The sequence below is a fragment of the Leeuwenhoekiella obamensis genome (assembly GCF_055391795.1).
Genome location: NZ_AP029251.1, coordinates 2185623 through 2208847, shown reverse-complemented (window position 1 = coordinate 2208847; position 23225 = coordinate 2185623). Strand labels below are relative to the sequence as shown.

The window sequence follows — 23225 nt, the reverse complement described above, 5'->3', positions numbered from 1 at the left end:
TTGCAAAGGGCTTGCGGCATTTAAAAATAGTTGTATTTTTGCATCCGCAATTAAGCAAACTAGATGGTCCGTTCGTCTAGGGGTTAGGACGCCAGGTTTTCATCCTGGTAACAGGGGTTCGATTCCCCTACGGACTACAAAGAGTTAGGCAAAGTATTTTTAGTATTTTTGTCTTGAAATAATGGCCCGTTCGTCTATCGGCTAGGACGCCAGGTTTTCATCCTGGTAAGAGGGGTTCGATTCCCCTACGGGCTACAATTTTTTTAATAAAGAAAAGAAAATGGCAAATCACAAGTCAGCATTAAAAAGAATTAGAAACAGCGAAGTAAAAAGACTTCGTAACAAATATCAGCACAAAACTACACGTAACGCTATTAAGAAATTGCGTGAGGCTGATAAGAAAGAAGCTGAGACTTTGTTTCCTTCTGTTGTTAGCATGATAGATAAGCTTGCTAAGAATAACATTATTCATGACAACAAGGCTTCAAACCTTAAATCTAAATTAGCTAAGCACGTAGCTGCGCTTTAATTTTAGACTTTATAACGATTTTAAAACCTCGTTGAAAGACGGGGTTTTTTGTTGGTTAAATGATTGAGTTGGTTATTGGTTAAAACTCCTAGTTTCTCTGGGAGTTTTTTTATTTGGCTTTAAGCCAAATAAAAAAGCCCACAATACATTGCGGGCTTTTGAAATATCTAAAAAGGTTTTTCTATTTATCCATTCATGGAAATTAGGAACTCCTCGTTGTTTTTAGTCTGCTTAATGCGATCATTGATGAATTCCATCGCTTCTACTGGGTTCATGTCTGCAAGATACTTGCGCATTACCCACATACGTTGAATCGCATTTTCGCTAAGTAATAGGTCGTCACGACGCGTGCTTGAAGCGGTAAGATCGATCGCTGGGAAGATTCTGCGGTTTGCGATTCTTCTATCCAGTTGAAGCTCCATGTTACCTGTTCCTTTGAATTCTTCAAAAATCACTTCGTCCATTTTAGAACCTGTTTCAGTAAGTGCTGTAGCAATGATCGATAGTGATCCGCCACCTTCAATATTACGAGCGGCTCCAAAGAAACGTTTAGGTTTATGCAATGCATTTGCATCTACACCACCACTTAAGATCTTGCCAGAAGCTGGCTGTACCGTGTTGTATGCTCTTGCTAGACGTGTGATAGAGTCTAGTAGTATCACAACATCATGACCACATTCTACAAGTCGTTTTGCTTTTTCAAGAACGATATTCGCAACGCGTACATGCTCATGTGCTTCTTTGTCAAAAGTAGAAGCAACAACTTCACCTTTAACGTTGCGCTGCATATCTGTAACTTCTTCAGGGCGCTCATCGATAAGTAAGATCATCTGGTAAACCTCTGGATGGTTTGCTGCAATTGCGTTTGCAACATCCTTAAGAAGCATTGTTTTACCAGTTTTAGGTTGAGATACGATCATACCTCTTTGTCCTTTACCTATTGGAGCAAAAAGATCCATCACTCGAGTTGAGATCGTGCTTTGACGATCACCTATGTTGAACTTTTCTTTAGGGAAAAGCGGTGTTAGATGCTCAAAAGATACACGGTCTCTTACGACATTAGGGTCAAGACCATTGATCTTGTTTACCTTGATCAACGGGAAGTATTTCTCGCCTTCTTTAGGAGGGCGAATAACACCTAATACTGTATCTCCAGTTTTAAGTCCAAAAAGACGAATTTGTGATTGTGATACATAAATATCATCAGGAGAAGCAAGATAATTGTAATCTGATGATCTTAAGAAACCATAACCGTCTTGCATGATGTCAAGAACACCTTCGCTCTCAATAATTCCTTCAAACTCATAATCTGGCTCGCGATAGCGGTTGCGGCTATCTTTATTGCCATTATTATTTGAGCTGTTATTGTTGTTATTCTGGTTGCGGTTATTGTTGCGCTGATTGCGTTGCCCGCTGTTAGAATTATTATTGTTGTTATCCTTAGCGCTGTTGTTACTCTTAGAATGTGTCTTCTTGTTATCGTTGCTACGATTGTTGTTAGAAGAGGTATTTTCTTTAGTGTCTTTGTTATCGCTCTTAGATTGTCTGCTGTCTTTGTTGTCTGTAGCAGCAGGTTTTTCTTTTTTAGTAGTGCGCGCTCTTTGAGGTTTTTTCTGCTGAGGTTTGTCCTCAGCTTTAGGAGAGTCTACAACCTCTGCAACTGCCTTTGGGTTAGTTGCTTGTTTGTCTAAGATCTTGTAAACCAGATCTAATTTCTTTAAAGTTCTAAACTTTGGTATTTCTAAACCCTTAGCGATTTCCTGTAATTCAGGTAGCTTTTTGGCTTTTAATTCTGCAATATCAAACATTAAGAATTGATTAAAATTTCCAGATTGTGGTAATAATTGAATTGTGCTGTATGCTTAAAAAAATCTCGAGAGAAGATTCTAAGAAATTTTTGGCAAGAAAGAATGGTCGTTAAAGAGTTGACCATAACTTGTTATTGCAATTATACAACATTATTTTGAATTTAAAACCTTCGGTAATTAAAAGAAGTTTTTATTTTTGTGCGCCCAAAGCATTTTTAAAATGATTCAAAGAATACAGAGTATTTATCTATTACTTGCCGCTGCTGCGTCATGTGGTTTGATATTTGTATTTCCGCTTTATGCTAATGAAGCTGGCCTTGTAGAAGCAACAGATAGTATGCTATATTTAGGTTTGTTTCTAGGTAGTGGCGTGTTATCATTGATCACGATATTTTTATACAGCAAAAGACAAAACCAGTTTGTAGCTGGCCGTCTTAATATAATATTGAACTTTATTTTACTAGGTGTATTGGTTTACCAGTCGCAAATCTTATCTGGAGGGGCGGCGGCCCCAGAGAAGGGTATTGGGATGCTAATCCCCATCATTTCTATCGTTTTTATCGTCCTTGCAAATAGGGCAATTAAGCGGGATGAGGATCTTGTAAAATCTGTAGACAGGTTGCGATAGACCTAATATCTTAGTTTATTAGTGCGTAAACCCCATAGTCTGCCAACTGTGGGGTTTATTTTTTTATCGCTTCATCTCAATTACCTCGAGATTGTCAATCTTTGCATCATCAATTGTGAATCGCAATATGGTGCGCACTTGATGAAAACCATGTTTGCCTATCGCGCCAGGATTCATGTGTAGAAGATCTAATTTTCTATCTGGCATCACCTTAAGAATATGTGAGTGTCCGCAGATAAAAAGTTTCGGTGGGTTTGCTTGTATTTCTTCTCTAATGGCAGGAGAATACCTCCCGGGATAACCGCCTATATGCGTGATCCACACGTCCACAGCTTCACACATAAATCTGTTATTTAATGGGAATTCTTGGCGTATTTCATGATTGTCAATATTGCCATACACGGCACGCAATTTCTTCACTTTTTTAATCGCATCAGTCACTGCGAGATCGCCTATATCGCCAGCATGCCACACTTCATCAGCTTTTTCGGCATGAGCCAAAATTTTATCATCAATATAACTGTGAGTGTCACTAAGGAGAAGGATTTTTTTCATTTTGGCGCAAGCTAAATTGTTATCATCATTTTGCCTAGTTGCAAAGATGTATCTTTGTTATCTTACAGGCAACAACTTTACCTTTTGAGATATTTTATAGAAATAGAGTATGACGGCACGACGTATCACGGTTGGCAACGCCAGCCCAATGCGATAACGGTGCAAGAAGAGTTAGAGAATGCAATGTCTACGCTGTTGCGAAAAGAACTACAAATTACAGGCGCCGGCCGTACCGATGCTGGTGTGCATGCGATGCAGCTTTTTGCTCATTTTGATCTGGAAGAAGATCTAGATGAACAAAAACGGAAGGATTTTATGTTTCGTTTAAATAGGTATTTATCACATTCTATTGCGATAAAACAAATTTTTAAAGTAAATGAGAATGCGCATGCAAGGTTTGATGCTGTTTCTCGTACTTACTTCTATAAAGTTGCAAAAAAGAAGCTGGCTTTTGGCCATTTAAGATCTTATTTGGTTGAGCAAAAACTGGATAAAAAAGCGATGAACGAAGCTGCGAGCGTACTTCTGGGAAGGCACGATTTTCAATGTTTCAGCCGGACAAATACAGACGTGAAAACTTATATTTGCGACGTCGTAGAAGCAACGTGGATGGATGCAGGAGATGAGTTGATCTTCTCTATAAAAGCAGATCGATTTTTGCGTAATATGGTGCGTGCTGTGGTAGGAACTTTAATTGAAGTAGGCAAAGGAAAACGCACGGTAGATTCTATGAATCACTTACTCGCGAGTAAAGATCGTTCTCAAGCTGCGGCAAGTGCGCCAGCACACGGACTTTATCTAATGGAGGTGAAATATCCCGATATAATCAAAAATTTATAATGGCAGAAAACGGTAAGGGAAACGCTTTTGACTATGGTCTTTTTAAAAGACTCATGACCTTTACAAAACCATACAAAGGCTTTGTTGCGGGAGCGGCAATTGCAGCTGTATTATTGTCGCTTTGTGCGGCTTTGAGACCTTTGTTCTTACAGCAAGCAATAGATGAAGGTATGACGCCTAAGGATATGGATACTTTATTGTATTTCTTAGGAGCGATGTTTGTTGTACTGATGGGCGAAGTGCTTTCTCAATTCTTCTTTATCTACTGGGCAAACTGGTTAGGTCAAAATGTTGTGCGCGATTTGCGTATCAAACTTTTTGATCACATGATGAAGTTTAAAATGCAGTATTACGATAAGTCTGCTGTGGGTCGCCTTGTTACCAGAGCGGTAAATGATATTGAGACCATTGCAAGTATCTTCAGTCAGGGATTGTTCATGATCGTGAGCGATCTATTAAAAATGGCTGTGATCATTGGCTTTATGCTTTGGAAAAGTTGGGAGCTATCTTTGATCGTTTTTGCAATACTTCCATTTATCGTTTATGCGACTAGAGTTTTTCAAAAAGCTATGAAAGTTGCTTTTGAAGAAGTGCGTACACAAGTTGCTAACCTTAACACATTTGTACAAGAACGTGTGACCGGTATGAAGATCGTTCAGGTTTTTACACGTGAGAAGATAGAGCGCGAGAAGTTTAGCGAGATCAATAAAAAACACAAAGACGCCTGGAACAAAACAGTGTGGTACAACTCTATCTTTTTCCCTATTGCAGAGATCGTTTCTTCGCTTACCATTGGTCTTTTAGTATGGTATGGAGGTTTGCGTTCTGTGGGTGATGATACAATTACCATTGGTTTAATAACTGCATTTATCCAGTTTTCTCAAATGCTGTTTATGCCGTTAAGACAAATCGCAGATAAGTTCAATACTTTACAAATGGGGATGGTTTCGGCAAATCGTGTGTTTGCGATTCTCGATACTGATTCTCGTATTGCAGATGAAGGCAACAAGCGTCTGGATCACGTTAAAGGTGCGATAGAATTTCAAAATGTGCGTTTTAGCTACGTAGAAGGCGAAGAGGTTTTAAAAGGCATCAGCCTTTCTGTAAATCCTGGAGAGACCGTGGCGATCGTTGGTGCTACTGGTGCAGGGAAGTCTACTATAATAAATCTTTTAAGTCGTTTTTACGAAATAGACAGCGGTACGATCACGATCGATGGTGTAGATATTAAAGAAGTTGAGATCGCCTCGCTTAGAGAGCAAATCGCAGTTGTGCTTCAAGATGTATTCCTGTTTGCAGATTCTATTTATCAAAACATCACATTAGGACAATCTTCAATATCAGAAGAGGATGTGGAAGAAGCAGCCAAGATCATTGGGGTAGATGATTTTATCAAAACCTTGCCTAACGGATATCATTATAATGTGAAAGAACGTGGAGCAATGCTTTCTAGCGGGCAGCGTCAATTGATAGCGTTCTTGAGAGCTTATGTGAGCAATCCTGCGATCTTAGTGCTGGATGAAGCAACATCATCGGTTGATTCTTATAGCGAGCAATTGATACAAAAAGCGATCAAGAAGATCACAAAAGACAGAACTTCTATTGTAATTGCTCACCGCCTTGCGACTATCAAGAAGGCAGATAAGATCATTGTCATGGAAAAAGGTGAGATCGTAGAAATAGGCAATCACAAAGAGCTTTTACTTAAGGAAGACGGCTACTACCGAAACCTTTATGAAGTTCAATTTATGGCAGAACAAGCTATTTAGCAGCAGCTGCAGCAGCAGCTTTTCTTGTTTCTTCAATTACTTCGTCAAGCAAACCTAGTTTGTAAGCGATGAACATGGCTGCGGTTGAAAGTACTATAACAAATATTGCACTTATTCCCCAAGCTAGCAAAGTCTTCAGGATAGTATTTTCTGCGTTAAGCTGATACAATTTCTTAAATGTATACGGGATATATATAAATTGAAAAAGTATTGAAAGTGTGCTTGCAGCCATAAATGCTACTGGCGAGAACATGCTAAAAATATACAATACAGAAGATATCAAGTTGATATGACTGTAAGTGTAAAAGAAGATAATGAGGTGTTCTATATAATTGTATTTCTTATTCTTTAAAAAGGTGAGACGCGATACGACTGCCATGATAGGTAAAAGCAGAAATGTCAATAACCCTTGAAAATCCTGAACTTTATTAGACAGATCAAAAGAAGATTGCGTTCTTCCATCTAAACCTCCATCAGTAAAGGATCCAAACCAAGCTGCATAATCTTCAGAGAAAAAATGCTGATATAAAAAGACGTAGATCCCGCCCAGCGCTAATGAGATGGCGAAGTAATTAAAGGCAGCGACATATTTTTTTCGGACGCCAGTGATGTAACCATCTATCACATCATCTGGCCGTGTGAACATCGCGATAAAGGTTCTTAAAAACGTATTCTCAATATTAAAATAACGCTCAGTAAACTCGTAAGCGACCTGCTTGTAGGTGAGTCTATTTTCTATGCGTTTAGCGCCACATTTAGGACAATATTGAAAGTCGGTTTTTAATTTTTCCCCACAATTTTTACAAAAGGCGGCAGCACTTCTTACCAGATGTCTTTTTTTCTGTTCGGCAGGATGCATGGCTTATGAAAGGTCTTTTATAAGAATTCCACGAAGTTCATCAATATCTTCAAACAGTTCAAAATCACCATCTTTAATGTAGCTTATTTGTCCTGTTTCTTCACTTACCACAAGCGCTACAGCATCTGTTTTTTCAGAAATTCCCACGGCGGCTCGGTGTCTTAAACCAAATCTCAACGGAATATTACGCTCATTACTCACGGGTAAAATTGCTCGGGTAGCAGTGATCCTGTTATCTTCAATGATCACAGCGCCATCGTGAAGTGTTGAGTTTTTAAAGAAAATACTTTCTAAGATTGGACGATTAAGCTCTATGTTCATCTCGTCTCCTGTGCTTTTTACAAACTCAAGATTTGTAGCGCGTTGCATCACGATAAGCGCACCTGTTTTTGACAAGCTCATGTTGCTGCAAGCATCAAGAATAGAATCTACATCTATATTAAGCGATTCATTTACATCACGCATAAAGCGAAAATGCTTAAAGAATCCTTTTCTGCGCGAAATGTTGGTTGTTCCTATCATGAGTAGAAACTTCCTGATCTCTTGTTGAAAAACTACGATCAAAGCAAAAATCCCGGCACCTACAAATTCTCCTAGGATGGTGCTTAAAAGTTCCATTTTAAGGAGTTCTACCAGTTTTGAGATAAGGTAAATAATAACAATACCTAAGAAGATATTGATGGCTACGGTGCCTTTTACCAGTTTGTAAACATAATAGAGTAGGAGGGCGACAAGAACAATGTCTATGATATCAAGAATGCGATAATTTTCAAGAATGTCCAAAGCGCGGTACTGTAGTTTAATGTAAAAGTAAATAAATAAAATGGGTGATGAATACGCTTAGTAAAACAATTAATTTTTGATAATAACTATAAAAATAGTTGTAAAACTAAAAATATCGTTATATGTTTGAACTGTGCTAGGGATAGTAGTGAAAATCATGCGCCTTTTGGCGGATATTGTAACGAATAGCCCGGCCGCGCCAAAGCGCGGAAGCACCCAAAACATTTTTATATGGAGAAGCTTACAAATAAAGAAGAAGAGATCATGCATGTTTTATGGAGGCTTGAGAAGGCTTTTGTAAAAGAGGTGCAGGCAGAGCTCACAGAGGAGACTTTGCATTACAACACGGTGTCTACCATTGTGCGTAATCTGGAAGAGAAGGGTTTTGTAAATCACAAGGCTTTTGGCAAAACGCATCAATATTATCCGGTTGTGACGCGCGATGAGTATGGCAAGAAATTTATGAATGAGGCGACGCGCAAATTCTTTGATAGCAGTTATAAAGAGATGGTTTCTTTTTTTGCTCGCGAAGAGAAGATCACTGCAGAAGAGTTGAGAGAGATCTTAGAAATTATCGAAAAAGGAGAGTAGTATGGAAACGCTGATTTACATCGCAAAGGGTTGTGGCATTCTAGCTATTTTCTATACTGTTTATGTGCTTTTTCTTGCCAAAGAAACCTATTATGGTAATAACCGTAGGTTTTTAAATCTAGGTGTTTTAAGTGCTTTTGTGCTGCCGCTTTTGATCTTTAAAAAAGAGGTTTATCTCACATTAAATGCGCAGGATCTCGTTAATAGTTCAACGTCTTCTCAAACTTTGGAAACTGCTGGTTTAACAACTGCAGATTATCTAGAGATTATGCTTCTTTCTATTTATCTGCTGGGCGTAAGCGTGATGATAATACGCTTGCTTTTACAGATGGTTAAGATCTTTAGCTTTCTTAAAAACCAAGGGCACTTCACAAAAAACGGAATCAAATATCTTGAGATTGCTGGGATCCCGGCGCCGTTTTCATTCTTTGGGTATGTGGTTTATGATCCATCACAACACACAGATCAAGAACTTGCTATGATACTGGCGCACGAGGCTGCGCATGCTAAGAGCGGTCATACATGGGATATTTTACTTTCTAAACTGCTGCTGGTGACACAATGGTTTAATCCGTTTGCGTGGTTGTATGCTAAAAAAATGGAGCAAAATCTAGAATACATGGCAGATGCCAGCGCAACTCAACAAACCGAAAATAAAAAAGGATATCAACTTGCAATGCTTAGAACGGGAATCTCAAATCAAGTCCCAGCATTGTCAAGCTCATTTTACAATTCATTAATCAAAAAACGAGTAATTATGCTTAACAAACAATCATCTTCACAAACCAGCAAGTTTAAACTTGCCATCATCGTACCGCTATTAGCGATGTTTCTTTACAGTTTTAACTATAAAGAAGAATTAAAAATCAAGATCAATACAGATGATCTGGCTTCCGCCAAAAGTGATCGATCAGAAGATCCGTTCACATCGGTGATTCAAGAAACTTCCGTAGTTCAAGAAACTGAAAATGAAGAAGCATTCACCATTACAATTCCTATGAGTGCGACTAAAAAGGATTTAGATAAAATCGTGAAAGATGCAGAGGCAACTTATGATATCAAACTAGATTTCTCTGGGGTAAAACGTAATAAAAAAGGGAATATCATAGCACTTCAGGTAGACTATAAAAGTAAAAATGATGTCGGTGCGCGTTATATAATGTCAGACGATAATGGTCTTAATGATATTATCTTTTATAGAACGGAGTCTGGCGAAGTAGGATTTGCAAACCACGGCACAACAATGGCTGAAATAGAACGTGAGAAACAAAAGCGTGATGAGGAAATTGAGAAACACAAAGCAGAAATTAAAGAGCGCAAAAAGGAAACTCAGATAAGAATTAAAGAACGCCAAAAACAAGTAGAAGAACGTCAAAAATTAGCTGAGGAGCGTCAGAAGGAAGTTCAAGAAAGAGCCGAAAGAGAAATTCGAACTCTTATTCAAAATAGACCAACAGACACAGCAAAGATCTATAAAATGAAGAGAGAAATGGATCGTCGACGATCCCTCGGTGCTCTAGAAGAAATTGATGCTTCCTTAAATACAGATATTGTAGTTGTAAGAAATACTCAAGAAGACAAAGTTTTATATGTTATCGATGGAGAAGTTGTTGATGCAGAAAAAATGCGTTATCTAGATAAAAAAAAGATCAAATCTATCAATATACTTAAAGATAAAAGCGCAATTGAAAAGTATGGTAAAAAGGCTGAGTATGGTGTTGTAGAAATAAGCACAAAAGATAATACGCCGCCTAGCAATATTGTGGTGCGTTCTATTGATAGCAACGCGGTTCTATATATTCTCGATGGAGAAGAAAGCACAAAAGCCGCTGTAGATCGTTTAGATCCTAAGACAATCGAGTCGGTAAGTGTTTTAAAAAACGAATCTGCTACCAGTCTTTATGGCGACAAAGGCAAAAGCGGAGTGATAATCGTTACCACTAAAGTGAAATAGTTTTTGGCTTAAAGCCAAATAAAATAGCTCCACACGCGTGGGGCTTTTTTTATGCAGAAATGTTTCAATCAACAATGAAACTTTCATTTTTCATGAAAATTCACGGCAGTTTTCTCTAGAGATTTTCAAAAAGCACTAAAAATCCCCTTGAAAAGTTGATGTATGAAATCATAATGAATATAATGGGTTGAATAAATAAACTTATTTATAGAGAATTATGTTTCAAATTTTCACTAATCATATTTTTTCAATTACAAATCCGTATTCAATTTCACTGATTTTTTGAAGTTTGCTTGTGGGATTGCTGCTAAACCGCATTCTTTGCTTCATCAATTAAAAACAACAGTTAAATCAAAATCAAAAAACGACAGTTTAATTTTTAAAATCAATCAATCATGGCAGCAGTAGTAATTAAAATCATCGAAATCATTTTTGGGTAACCAAAAAAACTGACCTCTTAACACATTCCTAAAGCGCAACGGGAATTGTGGTGAAATCCATACTTTTAAGGTTAGACTGATCAACTAACCCCACAGTATGAAAAAGAAAATCTTTAAAACCCTGGCAAAGATCAATAAGAAGATCCTGCCGAGTTATTCAAAGAAAAATGTTGACCTAACCAAAGCGACAAAACTACAATTAGCGGTTTTTGGATACAGACTTTGGGTTACAAAAAACGCGTTAGATTAAAACGCTAATCAACTAAAAAATACTTTCGCTTTCGCGAAAAGAAAAAGGCGCTGAGATCAGCGCCTTTCTTAATTTATCGTGTAAAAACAAATTCATTTTTTGAAGGGTCAGATTCGCTTTCGCTATAAGCGTAACCGTCATAATCAAAGCCTTTAATACCTTCCAGATCGTTCACATCGTTGTCAATGATGTAACGCACCATTGAGCCTCTGGCTTTTTTAGCAAAAAAGGAAATGATCTTTAATTTACCATTTTTAAGATCTTTAAAAACCGGAGTGATTACAGGAACCTTTAGATTCTCTGGCTTCACAGAATTAAAATATTCCTGACTCGCAAGATTGACGAATAGTTCATCATCATCAAGCTCTTTGTTCAGTTGATCAGTTATTTTATTATCCCAAAACTCATACAAGTTGTTTTTGCGGTTTATCTTGAGTTTTGTGCCCATTTCTAGACGATACGGTTGCATCAAGTCAAGCGGACGTAAAACCCCGTACAATCCCGAAAGAATGCGTAATGTATCCTGTAATTTATCTAGTTTCTCTGTAGGGATCGTGTATGCATCAAGACCTGTGTAAACGTCGCCTGCAAAGGCATAAACTGCAGGTCTTGCGTTAGTTTTTGTAAAAGGAACTTCAAATTCTTTGTAGCGCTGATAGTTAAGATCTGCCAGTTTATCACTTATGCTCATTAAGTCTGAGATCTCTTTTTTAGTCTTGCGCTCTAGCTTTTTATTCAGCGTTTCGGCTTCCTCAAGAAAAAGAGGTTGCGTGCCACGCGTTGTAGGTAATTTTGATTCATAATCCAGCGATTTTGCCGGAGAAACAACAATTTTCATGTGCTTGAATTTTGAGCATAAAAATACGCTTTAGAACCATTATCTAAAGCGTAAATACTATTGTGTTTATCAATTTCGCTATGGCGAAAAATGATCTTATTCGTAAACTCCAGGAGAAACTCTGCGTTTATCGCTTTCTATAAGTCCGTCGCGAAGTCTTATGATTCTATGTGCATGTTCTGCGATATCTTCTTCGTGTGTTACAAGAATAACAGTGTTTCCTGCCGCGTGAATTTCATCAAAAAGCGCCATGATCTCAACAGACGTTTTAGAGTCTAAGTTTCCCGTAGGCTCATCAGCAAGAATGATACTTGGTTTATTCACTAGAGCACGACCCACAGCAACACGCTGTCTCTGCCCTCCAGAAAGTTGGTTAGGCTTATGGTCCATACGATCTGATAGGCCAACGCTATCGAGAACCTCGGCAGCACGAGCATGACGGTCAGTTTTTGAATAACCAGCATACACCATAGGCAAAGCAACATTATCTAGCGCGGTAGTTCGTGGCAACAAGTTGAAGGTTTGAAAAACAAAACCAATTTCTTTATTGCGCACATCGGCCAACTCGTTATCTGTCATATGGCTTACGTCTCTTCCGTTCAAAATATATTTTCCAGAAGTTGGCGTATCAAGACAACCCAATAAGTTCATGAATGTAGACTTCCCAGAACCAGAAGGTCCCATGATCGCAACATATTCACCTTTATCAATATCGAGGTCAATGCCTTTAAGAACTTTAACCACTTCGTTGCCCAAAGGGAAATTTCGCTTTATTTCTCTAATATGGATCAAACTTTCCATGTATGCCTGTTTTATCGCTGAAGTTAACTGATTTTCGTCAATTAGTGTTAAAAAGCTAAAGGATGTTACAAAGATTAAGCCCTAATCACAAAATGCTCTTCTTCCTGCTCCCTTCTGAAAAACACAAAACCTAACCAGTAGCAATCAATTGTAACGGTAACTTGAGGATGCCTTTTAATCTCTTCCCACGCTTCGGTCATTCCTTCAGACCAATAAATATCATCAAAGATCCACACCGTGTCGTTATGAATTGTGGGTAGTAATTGTTCAAAGTAAGTAAGCGTCGCATCCTTGCTGTGATTGCCGTCAAAGTATATAAGATCAAAGGATTTTTTTGCTTCCGCCAAAAGTGTTTCTTTAAAATCACCAACAACGAGATTTACATTTTCAATGTCAAATTGCTTCAAATGTTTTTCTGCAACGGCGGCGGTTTGTGGGCAACCTTCAAGGCTAGTTATTTTGTTTTTTTTGGCTAAAGCCAAAGCCGCTGTCGCCAAACCCACAGAAGTACCTAGTTCTAAAGACTTCTGGATATTAAAATACGAAGCCACCCGAAAAAGGATCTTTTGCCTAGCGCGCGTCGCCCCGGCATTTTTAGCGATCGCAGCAATAGGTCTTGTATTGCTTGTAAATACTAGAGAACCAGCGCCAAAGTCAGTTACCTCAATGACTTCTTTAGAATCTGTAAGTGATTTTCTGTGTGCCTTTAGAAGTTTGTATTCGGGATATTTTTTGCGGTCGTACAGGCATTTTGTGACAAAATCATACACAAAAGGCGAGTGTACGCCGTGCTGATTTTTTGACTGCCACAAAAAAGAAAAATACTTTTTTACCCGATACCACATTATCCTTCGGCTTTCATGCTTAGTTCAAACCAGCGCTCAGTTTTTGTCTCGATCTCGGTTTCTATTTCTTGCAGTTTTACAGAGGCAGCATTGATTTCGTCGCCAGACAGATCAGGGTCTAAAAACACTTTTTCTTGTGTCGCTTTTTTCTCTTCAAGTTTTGCGATCTCTTTTTCTAGGCGCTTGTATTCTTTTTGTTCCTCGTAGTTTAAGCTGCTGTTTGCGGTTTTCCAGTTGTCTTTTGTGACTGATTTTTCCTCTTTGGGTTGCTCGGTTATCGCTTCCGCGGAAGCGAAATCTGCAGACTTCTCATACTCGCGATAATCTGTGTAGTTGCCCGGAAAATCCTCTACCTGACCTTGCCCTTGGAAAACAAAAAGGTGGTCAACGATCTTGTCCATAAAGTAACGGTCGTGCGAAACCACGAGCAAACATCCCGGGAAGTCTAGCAAGAAATTCTCAAGGACGTTAAGCGTTACAATATCCAGATCATTAGTAGGCTCATCGAGGATCAGGAAGTTAGGATTCTGGATCAAAACCGTACAGAGATAAAGACGTTTTTGTTCACCTCCACTTAATTTTTCGACGTAATCGTATTGCTTCTTACGGTCAAAGAGAAAGCGTTCTAGCAATTGACCGGCACTTATTTGACGGCCTTTTTTAAGCGGAATATAATCTCCAAATTCTTTAATTACTTCAATTACTTTTTGACCGGGTTTTACGTTGATTCCGCTTTGCGTGTAGTAACCAAATTGTATCGTCTCACCCACAACCACTTTACCGCCATCAGGTTTTAAGCCACCGGTAAGAATATTGAGAAAGGTAGATTTTCCTGTTCCATTTTTACCGATGATCCCAATGCGTTCTCCGCGCAAAAAGTTGTAGTCAAACTTATCTAAGATCTTGCGCTCACCGAAGGATTTAGTAAGGTTGTGCAATTCTACAACCTTGCTTCCCATGCGCTCCATGTTGATCTCTAGCGTTACCTGATAATCTTGACGACGCTTGTGTGCTCGCGCTTTAATTTCATGAAAATCATCAATACGCGATTTTGATTTTGTAGTACGCGCTTTTGGCTGGCGACGCATCCAGTCTAGCTCTTTTTTAAAGAGTTGCTTTGCTTTGCCAGTCTCAGTTTCTTCAGCGGCTACGCGAGATTCTTTTTTATCTAGATAGTAAGAATAATTCCCTTTGTAGCTATATAGTTGGCCAATGCCAAAATCTGCATCAAGTTCTACGATCTCGTTACAAACACGCTCTAAGAAATAGCGGTCGTGCGTTACCATAAAAATGGTAAGATTCTCTTTGGCAAAATATTCTTCTAACCATTCGATCATTTCTAGATCAAGGTGGTTAGTAGGCTCATCCATGATCACTAGATCTGGTTTTTCAAGCAAGATCACAGCAAGGGCAAGACGTTTTTTTTGTCCACCGCTTAGTTTTTCCACTTTAAGTGAAAGATCATCTAGCTTAAGCTTAAAGAGAATTTGCTTGTATTGCGTTTCAAAATCCCATGCTTGTAAGGCTTCCATGCGATCAAACGCTTTTTGATACGCATCTGTATCGTCCATGTTGAGCAATGCCTTTTCATAAACCGAGATGGCTTTAAGGATCTCATTATCGCTAGCAAAAATGGTTTCTTCAATGCTTAGCTTTTGATCTAATGCTGGCTCTTGTGCAAGGAAAGAAACTTTTAAACCTTTGCGATACACCACGTTACCAGAGTCTGGCTCTTCGGCTTTAGAAAGTATATTAAGAAGACTGGTTTTTCCGGTTCCGTTTTTGGCGATAAGCCCTACTTTTTGACCCTCGTTGATCCCAAAAGAAATATCACGGAATAAAACCCGCTCGCCATAGGCCTTAGAAACATTCTCGACCGATACAAAATTCACTGCGCTCATAGGCTGCGAATTTAGTCAATTTAAAGTCTAGGATTTGAGAATTGTTTGATGCGTTTTGGACGAATTAGAGAATATAAGAAAACAAGAATTCCTACAATCATTGCTATCCACGCAAGATAGTCGCCATGTTTTACATAAAATGTGATCGTATCGTTGAGGTTGATCTTAGCATTGATCGTCCCGATCTCGTTATACGGCAAGGTTTCGTGCACTTTACCAGTTTGATCTATTACTGCCGAAATACCTGTATTTGCGCTCCTAGCAATACTTCTGCGTGTCTCGATAGCGCGTAAGCTAGCATACGCAAGATGCTGTTTGTGACCTTGCGTGTCGCCCCACCAGGCATCGTTTGTCATAATAGCAAGAAAGTCTGCGCCATTGCGCACATAGCCGGTTACAAATTCTCCAAAAACCGATTCATAACAAATGATCGGCCCCACCTTTGTACCGTCATTTCCTTCAAAAGCCGTGCGATCATCTTGTATGGTTTTCATCGCAACAGTGCCGCCCATGTCTAACATAATGTCGCCTAGTAAAGGTTTTAAAACGTCTTGATATGGGAAATTTTCAACGCCTACCACAAGTTTGCTTTTATGGTAGATCTGGCTTTCGCCAAAATAATTCAACAGCACCGCGCTGTTGTAAAAATCTCCCCAAACAGGATTTCCTATTCTGTCTGTGCCTAGATAATTGCTGGTAGGCAAAAGATCATCTTCGCTATGATGCATTTGATAAAATTGAATACCCATGAGGTAATTCAACTTTGGATATTTTTCTAAGAAGTTCTGCGCTTTACTTTTTTCATCACTATACTTAAATGTTGAAAGATCTACGCCATAACCTTCTGCAAGAACAGTTTCTGGAGTGATGAGAAATTGAGTTTCTTGGGTAAGCGCTTTTTCAGATTCTTTAAAGATTAGATCTGCGATGCGATCGTTTGTTGTGTTATACTTTTCGGTATATGGATCAATGTTGGGTTGAAGGATCACAACTTCTATCGGATTTTCCTTTTCGACGTAAGTCGCCTTAATAACATTAGAAATGAGAATAGGAATAATCACAACGCTGGCAAAACCTATAAATGCGCGTCTCAGTTTTTTCTCTGCATTGCTGTAATTTCTCAGGCCATAAAACAAAATGCAATTTGCTGTCAAAACCCACAACGTACCGCCAAAAGTCCCGGTGAATTCATACCACTGGATCCAGCTAGTATATTCCGCGAAAGCGTTACCCATATTGAGCCAAGGCCAAGCCGCTTGCCAGTTGAGATGCATAAATTCATACAGCATCCAGATGCAAATAAGAAATACAAGACTCACAGAAGTCTTAGCGCGTTTGCTCACAAAATAATACAGCATCCATGCAAAAGTCATTAAAAGCGCATTTGCTAAAACAGCAAACCACATCCCAACCGCAGTAGAATTATAAAGCCACCAAGTGCTGCAAATATTAAAGATGAAAAATGTGAGATAAGCTAAGCCGAAGACTTTGAGGCCTTTTCGCTTAAAAGCAGAAAATCTAATTTTTCTAGTGGCAAAAAGCAACGGGACAAAAGCTACAAAAAGTAAAAATGGAAATCCGTATGTGGGCCAACTCGCAGCAAGTAATCCGCCAGAAAGTAACGCTAAAAGAAGTCTTTTCATTATGGTGTTTGTAACCGTAAATATACGGGTTGACGTTCGCTTCGCAAATTCAATTATTTTTCTCAAAAGTCTGCGTACACCCTTGTTAAACCTAAATTAAAACAACGTAAAGGCCGCGCGGTTTGTTTTAATTTTAAAGCAAAACCATCACATGAAACTGCTTATTACCGGCGCCACCGGACTTGTAGGAAAAGAGATCACGAAGCAAAGTCTGGCAAATGGCCATAGCGTAAATTATCTCACCACTTCTAGAGATAAAATCCAGACTAAACCTAACTATCAAGGATATTTTTGGGATCCCAATACAAATGAAATTGATGATGCGTGTTTCAACAATGTTGACGCGATCATTCATCTTGCGGGCGCATCGATATTTCAGCGGTGGACGGATGAAAATAAAGAGATCATTTTAAAAAGCCGTACAGAAACAGCAGCGCTGATTTTTGCACGCTTACGCGAAATTGACCATAACGTAACGCAGTTTGTCTCGGCGAGTGCGATAGGTGCTTATCCATCTAATCCTGAAAAATTATATACAGAGAATTACCCTGAATATCATCCGGGATTTTTAGGTAAAGTGGTTAGCGCTTGGGAGGCCAGCGCAGATCAATTTAAAGAACTTGGTCTTACGGTTGCAAAAATTAGAGTGGGCGTTGTAATGGCAGAAACCGAAGGCGCTTTACCTCAAATTACAAAACCTATTAAAATGTTTGTGGGCGCTCCGCTGGCTGGTGGTGAGCAATGGCAAAGTTGGGTGCATGTTGAGGATTTAGCGGGGATTTTTCTTTTCGCTGTAGCGAAAAAATTAAATGGAGTATATAATGGTGTAGCACCCAATCCTGTTACAAATAAGGAAATGACAAAAGAAGCTGCCGCGATTTTAAACAAACTTTTATGGCTGCCCAGTGTGCCAGAGTTTGTGCTTAAGTTAATGCTGGGCAAAATGTCTTCACTCGTGACGGAAAGTCAAAAGGTAAGTGCGGAGAAAATCATTGATGCGGGGTATACTTTTAAATTCCCGCAATTGCATGGCGCATTCGCCGATCTATTAAAATAAAAAAAAGCCTCGCATTTGCGAGGCTTTTAGATTTTTGGCGAAAGCCAGAAAATTACATTTCTCTATCTGCTACAACTTTAACTGTAAGCTCGATATCGTCACTTACAAATTTGTCGCCTAGATCGTCAAAAACACTTTTAGAACCATAGTTCACATTCCAGTTTGTACGGTCAATCGTGAATGGCTCAGTAGTAAGCGTTAGTGTAGTTCCGTTCTTAGAATAAGATACTGGGAACTCGATGTTTTTCTTTTGATCTTTGATGGTAAGGTTACCTGCCATCATCCATTTTCCATCTTTTTCTTCAAGACCAGTGATCTCAAAAGCTGCAGTAGGGTAGTTCTCAACGTTGAAGAAGTGATCTTCTTTACCTTCTACAGTTCCTTTAAGGTGACTTTCAAGACCTGCTTTCATGTCTCCTTCAAGGTCTGTAACCTCAATAGTTTTCATGTCAATAAGAAAGCTACCAGTAAGTGTGCTGTCTTGTAGGCGAAGAACACCAGACTCAAGTTTAAGAGTACCGGTATGTGTACCTGTAGGTTTTGAACCCTTCCAGTCTATCACAGACTCTTCTTTGTTCACCATATATTTTTGAGCTTCAGCTTTTGCTTCTGCAACTTCTTCGGCATCACCTGCCTCAGTTTCGTTTTTGTTTCCTTTGCAGGCAACTAGCGCAGCCATGAAGAAAACAGCAACAGACATTTGTAGGAATTTAGTTTTCATAGTATTTAAGTAGTAGTGTTAATTAATACGTCAAAATTATATGTTTAGCGATTCTTGAATCTTAAAGAAATACTAAATTATAGTGGTGACATTTTGACATTTTAAAGTTATTGGCAGTACTTTTGCCATTTTACGGAAAAAGCGATAAAACAATGAGTTCAAAAGATAAAGAAGAAGTAGTAAAAGAGAACCCAGAGGCGGTAAATAACGAAGCTCAAGAAGCTGCTGCAACTGAGAATGCGGCTGAGCAAGAAGAAGTTAAGGCTGAAGAGTCTGAGCTGGATAAGTACAAAGCAGATCTTGAGAAAGAAAAGGATAAATTCTTGAGACTTTTTGCCGAGTTTGAAAACTACAAAAGACGTACTTCTAAAGAGCGCGTAGAACTTTTTAAAACAGCAGGGCAAGAAGTAATGCAGGCCATGTTGCCAGTTCTTGATGATTTTGACAGAGCGCTTAAAGAAATTTCACGATCAGAAGATAAAGAGTTGCTTAAAGGAGTTGAGCTTATCAGCGATAAGTTAAAATCTACTTTAAACAACAAAGGCCTTGAGCAACTAGAGGTTAATCAAGGTGATACATTTGATGCAGAGATCCACGAAGCGATCACACAGATTCCTGCACCTCAAAAAGACCTTAAAGGAAAAGTGGTAGACGTAGTTGAAAAAGGTTACAAATTAGGAGATCGCATAATTAGGCATCCTAAGGTGGTTGTAGGACAATAAGTCTTACCCATAGATGTCATTATTATTAATTGAGAAAGCTTAGACGGAATGAAAGAAGATTATTATGAAATATTAGGCGTAAGCAAAGGCGCCTCTGAAGCTGAGATCAAAAAAGCATATCGCAAGAAAGCTGTAAAATATCACCCTGATAAGAATCCAGGAGATGCTGAGGCAGAGGAGATGTTCAAAAAAGCAGCAGAAGCTTATGAAGTTTTAAGTGACAAAGATAAGCGTGCGCGTTATGATCAGTTTGGTCATCAGGCTTTTGACGGCTCTGGCGGCTTCGGTGGTGGCGGAGGTATGAACATGGATGATATCTTCAGTCAGTTTGGTGATATTTTTGGTGGCGCTTTCGGTGGCGGAGGCGGCTTTTCTGGATTTGGTGGTTTTGGCGGAGGCCAAAGACGTATGAAGGGTTCTAACCTGCGCATTCGTGTAAAACTTACACTAGAAGAAATTGCAAACGGAGTAGAGAAAAAAGTAAAAGTTAGACGCAAGAAGCAAGCGCCAGGAACAACGTATAAAACTTGTTCTACTTGTAATGGTACTGGCCAAGTTACTCGCGTTACAAATACAATCTTAGGTCGTATGCAAACAGCTTCTGCTTGTACTACATGTGGTGGTAGTGGCCAGATGATAGACAGCAAACCAGCTGATGCAGATAGCGACGGTATGAAAACCGTAGAAGAAACTGTAAGCATCAAAATTCCTGGTGGAGTTGTAGATGGCATGCAGCTTAAGGTAAGCGGTAAAGGTAATGATGCACCGGGCAATGGTATAGCTGGTGATCTGCTTGTAGTGATAGAAGAGCTAGATCATGAGACTTTAAAACGCGAGGGTGATAATCTACATTACGACCTTTATGTGAGCGTTCCAGAAGCGGTGTTAGGTACCAGCAAAGAGATCGATACAGTTACCGGTAAGGTGCGCATCAAGATAGAAGAAGGCGCGCAAAGCGGTAAAATATTACGCTTACGCGGAAAAGGAATCCCGTCAATTAACGGATACGGAAAAGGAGACCTTCTTGTTCATGTAAATGTTTGGACACCAAAAAACCTAAACAAAGAACAAAGAGAATTTTTTGAAAAAATGCTTAACGACGACAATTTTGCTCCAAAACCGCAAAGTGAGGATAAGTCATTTTTCGAGAAGGTAAAAGACATGTTTTCTTAATTTAAGAAGTTATTAAGAAAAAAAATGTATATTTGAATATCACTAATCACTACTAGTGATATTTTTCTTTTTCATAGCAATTTTTTTCCCACCCCTTCTGGTTTCAGAAGGGGTGGGTTTTTTATAGACATTTCGTATTGAAATTTTAATGATTAATTTAATCTTGCTAGCAGGTTATATGGCGGCTGTATTCTTTTGGCTTTAAGCCTAAATAATTCTTAACATCGCCAATGCCTGTAAGGTTTTCAATATCTTTATCCATTATATCACACTTATGAATGAACTTCTTGCTGCAAACCACATACATAAAAAGTTTGGCAAGTTTACCGCGCTTAATGATCTGTCGATCGCTGTTCCTAAGGGGAGCATTTTTGGGCTACTAGGACCCAATGGTGCGGGTAAGACCACTTTAATAAGGATCATTAATCAAATTACCATGCCAGATACTGGTGAGGTTTTTATTGATGGTAAACCGCTTGCTCCACATCATATTAAAGAAATAGGCTACATGCCAGAGGAGCGCGGCCTTTATAAGTCTATGAAGGTAGGTGAGCAAGTTACTTACCTTGCCAGACTTAAGGGTATGAGCAAGGCTGAGGCAAAAGAACGCAGCGAATACTGGTTTGAGCGTCTAGGAATGTCTGGCTGGTGGAATAAAAAAATACAAGAGTTGTCTAAGGGTCAAGCCCAAAAGGTGCAATTTATAGTTACTGTACTTCATAAGCCTAAGCTGCTGATATTTGATGAACCCTTCAGTGGTTTTGATCCTATAAATGCAAACCTGATCAAAGACGAAATCCTAAAACTTCGTGATGATGGTGCGACTATAATTTTTTCAACCCACAGGATGGAATCTGTTGAAGAAATGTGTGATTACATCGCGCTTATCAATAAATCAAACAAAATATTAGACGGCAAACTCTCTGAAGTTAAGAAGCAATTTAGCTCAAATACTTATGAAGTGGGTCTTGCTGTAGATGGCGATTCTGCTGCTAATTTACAGTTATTAGAATCACAAATACTTACTGAGATGCAAGCAAAGTGGGAAGTAAGTATGGCAGATTTTAAGACCATAAATGATAACGATCTTAAACTTAAGGTAAAAGTTCCTGAGAGAATGACCTCAAATGATCTTCTTACATACCTCATGCCTAAGGCTACGGTAAATCACTTTGTAGAAGTGATACCTACGGTAGATGAAATTTTTATTCAAACGGTAAAATCTAACTCATGAGTAAACTAGGCATTATAATAAGTAGAGAGTACAAGTCTCGTGTAAGAAATAAATCGTTTATCGTGATGACTTTTTTAAGTCCGGTGATCTTTGTTGCGATGATCTTGCTGGTTGCATATTTAACGCAAGTAAATGCAGATGATAAACGCACCATTGTTGTCGTAGATGAGTCTGGTTTTTTCTACAAAGAGTTTGAAAATACAGAGAGTATCAATTATATGGATCTTTCTCCGGCGGGGCTTGAGGAAGCGCGCAAAACGGTTTTAGATAACGGTTATTATGGCCTTCTTTATATTCCAGAGAATATCAAGAAGAATACCACTGGCGTGAAATTCTACGGCGACGAATCTCCTGGGTATGCTACTCTAGAGCGTATTGAAGGACAAATTTCGCGTAAGCTTACAGATGAAAAACTTGTAGATAGAGGTGTAGATCTTGATGTTCTTGAAGAAAGTCAAACAAGAATTTCTGTAAGTATTGAAAATTTTACTGGCGAGAAAACCTCAAAGATCTCAAATTGGATCAAAGCTGCCTTTGGTGGAGCTGCAGGTTATTTGCTTATGATGTTTATCATTATTTATGGTAACATGGTGATGCGTAGTGTGATCGAAGAAAAAACAAATCGAATTATTGAGGTGATAATTTCTTCTGTAAAGCCGTTTAAGTTGATGATGGGCAAGATCATCGGGACTACACTTGCGGGAATCACTCAATTTACGATTTGGCTTATGATAGGTGGGGGATTGGTTCTTTTTCTTACCATGTATCTTGATCTTGATCCTGCAAGCGCAACGCCTGTAAGTAATATGGGAGCAACAGATCTTGATAAATTTGAGCTTATTGCTTTAGATATTCTGAGATTGCCATTGCTTCAACTTGCGGTAGGGTTTATCATTTATTTTATTGGGGGGTATTTCTTATACAGTTCAATTTACGCTGCGATTGGTGCAGCAGTAGATAGTGAGACAGATACGCAGCAATTTATGTTGCCTATTATTATGCCGTTAATGCTTGCGATCTATGTAGGACTATTTTCAGTGATCGATAATCCACATGGTACGGTTTCAACTGCATTTTCTTTAATACCACTTACTTCTCCTATTGTTATGTTGATGCGTATTCCTTTCGGCGTGCCATGGTGGGAACTTGCGCTGTCAGTCTTCTTGTTAGTGCTAAGTTTTATAGGGACAGTTTGGTTTGGTTCAAAAATATACAGAGTTGGAATCCTTATGTATGGTAAAAAACCTACGTATAAGGAAATCGCAAAATGGATTAAGTATTAAT

Annotated in this window: 22 protein-coding genes and 2 tRNA genes; 14 read left to right on the top strand and 10 right to left on the bottom strand. The window is 38.9% G+C overall.

Features of this window, described 5'->3' with window-relative positions:
• Positions 1 to 65 precede the first annotated feature (65 nt).
• From ACZ5L8_RS09665 to rpsT, 3 genes are all read left to right on the top strand, one after another.
• A tRNA-Glu gene (locus tag ACZ5L8_RS09665) sits at positions 66 to 137 on the top strand.
• 46 nt (positions 138 to 183) lie between these two features.
• Positions 184 to 255, top strand: a tRNA-Glu gene (locus ACZ5L8_RS09660).
• A gap of 25 nt (positions 256 to 280) precedes the next feature.
• On the top strand, positions 281 to 529 hold the full coding sequence (rpsT, locus tag ACZ5L8_RS09655) for a 30S ribosomal protein S20 (protein ID WP_462597478.1): 249 nt from the start codon (positions 281 to 283) through the stop codon (positions 527 to 529).
• Positions 530 to 714: 185 nt separating this feature from the next.
• Here the strand turns inward: rpsT and rho are convergent, their stop codons facing one another.
• The gene (gene rho, locus ACZ5L8_RS09650; protein WP_464436987.1) at positions 715 to 2337 is read right to left on the bottom strand and encodes a transcription termination factor Rho; all 1623 of its coding nucleotides are present in this window, start codon (positions 2335 to 2337) and stop codon (positions 715 to 717) included.
• 220 nt (positions 2338 to 2557) lie between these two features.
• On the opposite strand from rho, the gene ACZ5L8_RS09645 reads away from it, so the two are divergent.
• Positions 2558 to 2965, top strand: a complete 408-nt coding sequence (locus ACZ5L8_RS09645) for a DUF4293 domain-containing protein (protein WP_464436985.1) — start codon at positions 2558 to 2560, stop codon at positions 2963 to 2965.
• A gap of 63 nt (positions 2966 to 3028) precedes the next feature.
• Here the strand turns inward: ACZ5L8_RS09645 and ACZ5L8_RS09640 are convergent, their stop codons facing one another.
• Positions 3029 to 3520, bottom strand: coding sequence for a metallophosphoesterase family protein (locus ACZ5L8_RS09640; protein WP_464436983.1), 492 nt, complete (start codon positions 3518 to 3520; stop codon positions 3029 to 3031).
• A gap of 84 nt (positions 3521 to 3604) precedes the next feature.
• Here ACZ5L8_RS09640 and truA point away from each other — a divergent pair, with 84 nt between their 5' ends.
• Positions 3605 to 4360 carry a tRNA pseudouridine(38-40) synthase TruA gene (gene truA, locus ACZ5L8_RS09635; RefSeq protein ID WP_464436981.1) on the top strand — a complete coding sequence of 252 codons (756 nt, stop codon included), beginning with the start codon at positions 3605 to 3607 and terminating at the stop codon, positions 4358 to 4360.
• Complete coding sequence (locus tag ACZ5L8_RS09630; protein ID WP_464436979.1) at positions 4360 to 6129, top strand: ABC transporter ATP-binding protein; 1770 nt, start codon at positions 4360 to 4362, stop codon at positions 6127 to 6129. The genes truA and ACZ5L8_RS09630 overlap by 1 nt, the downstream gene beginning before the upstream one ends.
• Here the strand turns inward: ACZ5L8_RS09630 and ACZ5L8_RS09625 are convergent.
• Together ACZ5L8_RS09625 and ACZ5L8_RS09620 are read right to left on the bottom strand one after the other, a co-directional pair.
• Complete coding sequence (locus ACZ5L8_RS09625; protein ID WP_464436977.1) at positions 6122 to 6988, bottom strand: DUF3667 domain-containing protein; 867 nt, start codon at positions 6986 to 6988, stop codon at positions 6122 to 6124. The two genes, ACZ5L8_RS09630 and ACZ5L8_RS09625, sit on opposite strands and share 8 nt — an antisense overlap.
• 3 nt (positions 6989 to 6991) lie before the next feature.
• Positions 6992 to 7771: a diadenylate cyclase gene (locus tag ACZ5L8_RS09620; RefSeq protein ID WP_462597486.1), complete on the bottom strand. Its 780-nt coding sequence runs from the start codon at positions 7769 to 7771 to the stop codon at positions 6992 to 6994.
• Positions 7772 to 8002: 231 nt separating this feature from the next.
• Between ACZ5L8_RS09620 and ACZ5L8_RS09615 the strand changes: the two genes are divergently transcribed.
• The 3 genes from ACZ5L8_RS09615 to ACZ5L8_RS09605 all read left to right on the top strand — a co-directional run bounded on the left by ACZ5L8_RS09615 (position 8003) and on the right by ACZ5L8_RS09605 (position 11006).
• Entirely contained in the window at positions 8003 to 8362 is a 360-nt protein-coding gene (locus tag ACZ5L8_RS09615) for a BlaI/MecI/CopY family transcriptional regulator (protein ID WP_462597487.1), read from the top strand.
• A 1-nt stretch (position 8363) separates the two neighbouring features.
• Positions 8364 to 10316 carry a M56 family metallopeptidase gene (locus ACZ5L8_RS09610; protein WP_464436974.1) on the top strand — a complete coding sequence of 651 codons (1953 nt, stop codon included), beginning with the start codon at positions 8364 to 8366 and terminating at the stop codon, positions 10314 to 10316.
• Between the two features lie 537 nt (positions 10317 to 10853).
• Positions 10854 to 11006, top strand: a complete 153-nt coding sequence (locus tag ACZ5L8_RS09605) for an SsrA-binding protein (RefSeq protein ID WP_462597489.1) — start codon at positions 10854 to 10856, stop codon at positions 11004 to 11006.
• A gap of 73 nt (positions 11007 to 11079) precedes the next feature.
• On the opposite strand, the gene yaaA is transcribed toward ACZ5L8_RS09605, so the two are convergent.
• The 5 genes from yaaA to lnt form a co-directional block, all read right to left on the bottom strand.
• On the bottom strand, positions 11080 to 11844 hold the full coding sequence (gene yaaA / locus ACZ5L8_RS09600) for a peroxide stress protein YaaA (RefSeq protein ID WP_462597490.1): 765 nt from the start codon (positions 11842 to 11844) through the stop codon (positions 11080 to 11082).
• A 96-nt stretch (positions 11845 to 11940) separates the two neighbouring features.
• The gene (locus ACZ5L8_RS09595) at positions 11941 to 12645 is read right to left on the bottom strand and encodes an ABC transporter ATP-binding protein (protein ID WP_464436971.1); all 705 of its coding nucleotides are present in this window, start codon (positions 12643 to 12645) and stop codon (positions 11941 to 11943) included.
• 74 nt (positions 12646 to 12719) lie between these two features.
• Entirely contained in the window at positions 12720 to 13457 is a 738-nt protein-coding gene (locus ACZ5L8_RS09590; RefSeq protein ID WP_464436970.1) for an O-methyltransferase, read from the bottom strand.
• 32 nt (positions 13458 to 13489) lie between these two features.
• The gene (locus ACZ5L8_RS09585; RefSeq protein WP_464440944.1) at positions 13490 to 15382 is read right to left on the bottom strand and encodes an ABC-F family ATP-binding cassette domain-containing protein; all 1893 of its coding nucleotides are present in this window, start codon (positions 15380 to 15382) and stop codon (positions 13490 to 13492) included.
• Positions 15383 to 15411: 29 nt separating this feature from the next.
• On the bottom strand, positions 15412 to 17034 hold the full coding sequence (gene lnt, locus ACZ5L8_RS09580) for an apolipoprotein N-acyltransferase (RefSeq protein WP_464436968.1): 1623 nt from the start codon (positions 17032 to 17034) through the stop codon (positions 15412 to 15414).
• Between the two features lie 151 nt (positions 17035 to 17185).
• On the opposite strand from lnt, the gene ACZ5L8_RS09575 reads away from it, so the two are divergent.
• A complete protein-coding gene (locus ACZ5L8_RS09575; RefSeq protein WP_464436967.1) occupies positions 17186 to 18091 on the top strand; it encodes a TIGR01777 family oxidoreductase in 906 nt (301 codons plus the stop codon).
• Between the two features lie 52 nt (positions 18092 to 18143).
• Here the strand turns inward: ACZ5L8_RS09575 and ACZ5L8_RS09570 are convergent, their stop codons facing one another.
• Positions 18144 to 18812 carry a YceI family protein gene (locus ACZ5L8_RS09570; protein ID WP_464436965.1) on the bottom strand — a complete coding sequence of 223 codons (669 nt, stop codon included), beginning with the start codon at positions 18810 to 18812 and terminating at the stop codon, positions 18144 to 18146.
• 152 nt (positions 18813 to 18964) lie between these two features.
• Here ACZ5L8_RS09570 and ACZ5L8_RS09565 point away from each other — a divergent pair, with 152 nt between their 5' ends.
• The 4 genes from ACZ5L8_RS09565 (at position 18965) to ACZ5L8_RS09550 (ending at position 23224) form a co-directional block, all read left to right on the top strand.
• Complete coding sequence (locus tag ACZ5L8_RS09565) at positions 18965 to 19534, top strand: nucleotide exchange factor GrpE (RefSeq protein WP_462597496.1); 570 nt, start codon at positions 18965 to 18967, stop codon at positions 19532 to 19534.
• Between the two features lie 48 nt (positions 19535 to 19582).
• A complete protein-coding gene (dnaJ, locus tag ACZ5L8_RS09560) occupies positions 19583 to 20707 on the top strand; it encodes a molecular chaperone DnaJ (RefSeq protein WP_464436963.1) in 1125 nt (374 codons plus the stop codon).
• A gap of 274 nt (positions 20708 to 20981) precedes the next feature.
• Positions 20982 to 21941 (top strand): ABC transporter ATP-binding protein, encoded by a 960-nt coding sequence (locus ACZ5L8_RS09555; RefSeq protein ID WP_464436962.1) that lies wholly within the window; start codon positions 20982 to 20984, stop codon positions 21939 to 21941.
• Positions 21938 to 23224 carry an ABC transporter permease gene (locus ACZ5L8_RS09550; protein ID WP_464436960.1) on the top strand — a complete coding sequence of 429 codons (1287 nt, stop codon included), beginning with the start codon at positions 21938 to 21940 and terminating at the stop codon, positions 23222 to 23224. Before ACZ5L8_RS09555 ends, ACZ5L8_RS09550 begins: the two co-directional genes overlap by 4 nt.
• Position 23225 lies beyond the last annotated feature (1 nt).

Bases quoted from the DNA above. Each gene is read 5' to 3' on its own strand.
- rpsT (WP_462597478.1), top strand. From the start codon at position 281: ATGGCAAATCACAAGTCAGCATTAAAAAGAATTAGAAACAGCGAAGTA.
- rho (WP_464436987.1), bottom strand. From the start codon at position 2,337: ATGTTTGATATTGCAGAATTAAAAGCCAAAAAGCTACCTGAATTACAG.
- ACZ5L8_RS09645 (WP_464436985.1), top strand. From the start codon at position 2,558: ATGATTCAAAGAATACAGAGTATTTATCTATTACTTGCCGCTGCTGCG.
- ACZ5L8_RS09640 (WP_464436983.1), bottom strand. From the start codon at position 3,520: ATGAAAAAAATCCTTCTCCTTAGTGACACTCACAGTTATATTGATGAT.
- ACZ5L8_RS09630 (WP_464436979.1), top strand. From the start codon at position 4,360: ATGGCAGAAAACGGTAAGGGAAACGCTTTTGACTATGGTCTTTTTAAA.
- ACZ5L8_RS09625 (WP_464436977.1), bottom strand. From the start codon at position 6,988: ATGCATCCTGCCGAACAGAAAAAAAGACATCTGGTAAGAAGTGCTGCC.
- ACZ5L8_RS09615 (WP_462597487.1), top strand. From the start codon at position 8,003: ATGGAGAAGCTTACAAATAAAGAAGAAGAGATCATGCATGTTTTATGG.
- ACZ5L8_RS09610 (WP_464436974.1), top strand. From the start codon at position 8,364: ATGGAAACGCTGATTTACATCGCAAAGGGTTGTGGCATTCTAGCTATT.
- ACZ5L8_RS09605 (WP_462597489.1), top strand. From the start codon at position 10,854: ATGAAAAAGAAAATCTTTAAAACCCTGGCAAAGATCAATAAGAAGATC.
- yaaA (WP_462597490.1), bottom strand. From the start codon at position 11,844: ATGAAAATTGTTGTTTCTCCGGCAAAATCGCTGGATTATGAATCAAAA.
- ACZ5L8_RS09595 (WP_464436971.1), bottom strand. From the start codon at position 12,645: ATGGAAAGTTTGATCCATATTAGAGAAATAAAGCGAAATTTCCCTTTG.
- lnt (WP_464436968.1), bottom strand. From the start codon at position 17,034: ATGAAAAGACTTCTTTTAGCGTTACTTTCTGGCGGATTACTTGCTGCG.
- ACZ5L8_RS09575 (WP_464436967.1), top strand. From the start codon at position 17,186: ATGAAACTGCTTATTACCGGCGCCACCGGACTTGTAGGAAAAGAGATC.
- ACZ5L8_RS09570 (WP_464436965.1), bottom strand. From the start codon at position 18,812: ATGAAAACTAAATTCCTACAAATGTCTGTTGCTGTTTTCTTCATGGCT.
- ACZ5L8_RS09565 (WP_462597496.1), top strand. From the start codon at position 18,965: ATGAGTTCAAAAGATAAAGAAGAAGTAGTAAAAGAGAACCCAGAGGCG.
- dnaJ (WP_464436963.1), top strand. From the start codon at position 19,583: ATGAAAGAAGATTATTATGAAATATTAGGCGTAAGCAAAGGCGCCTCT.
- ACZ5L8_RS09555 (WP_464436962.1), top strand. From the start codon at position 20,982: ATGAATGAACTTCTTGCTGCAAACCACATACATAAAAAGTTTGGCAAG.
- ACZ5L8_RS09550 (WP_464436960.1), top strand. From the start codon at position 21,938: ATGAGTAAACTAGGCATTATAATAAGTAGAGAGTACAAGTCTCGTGTA.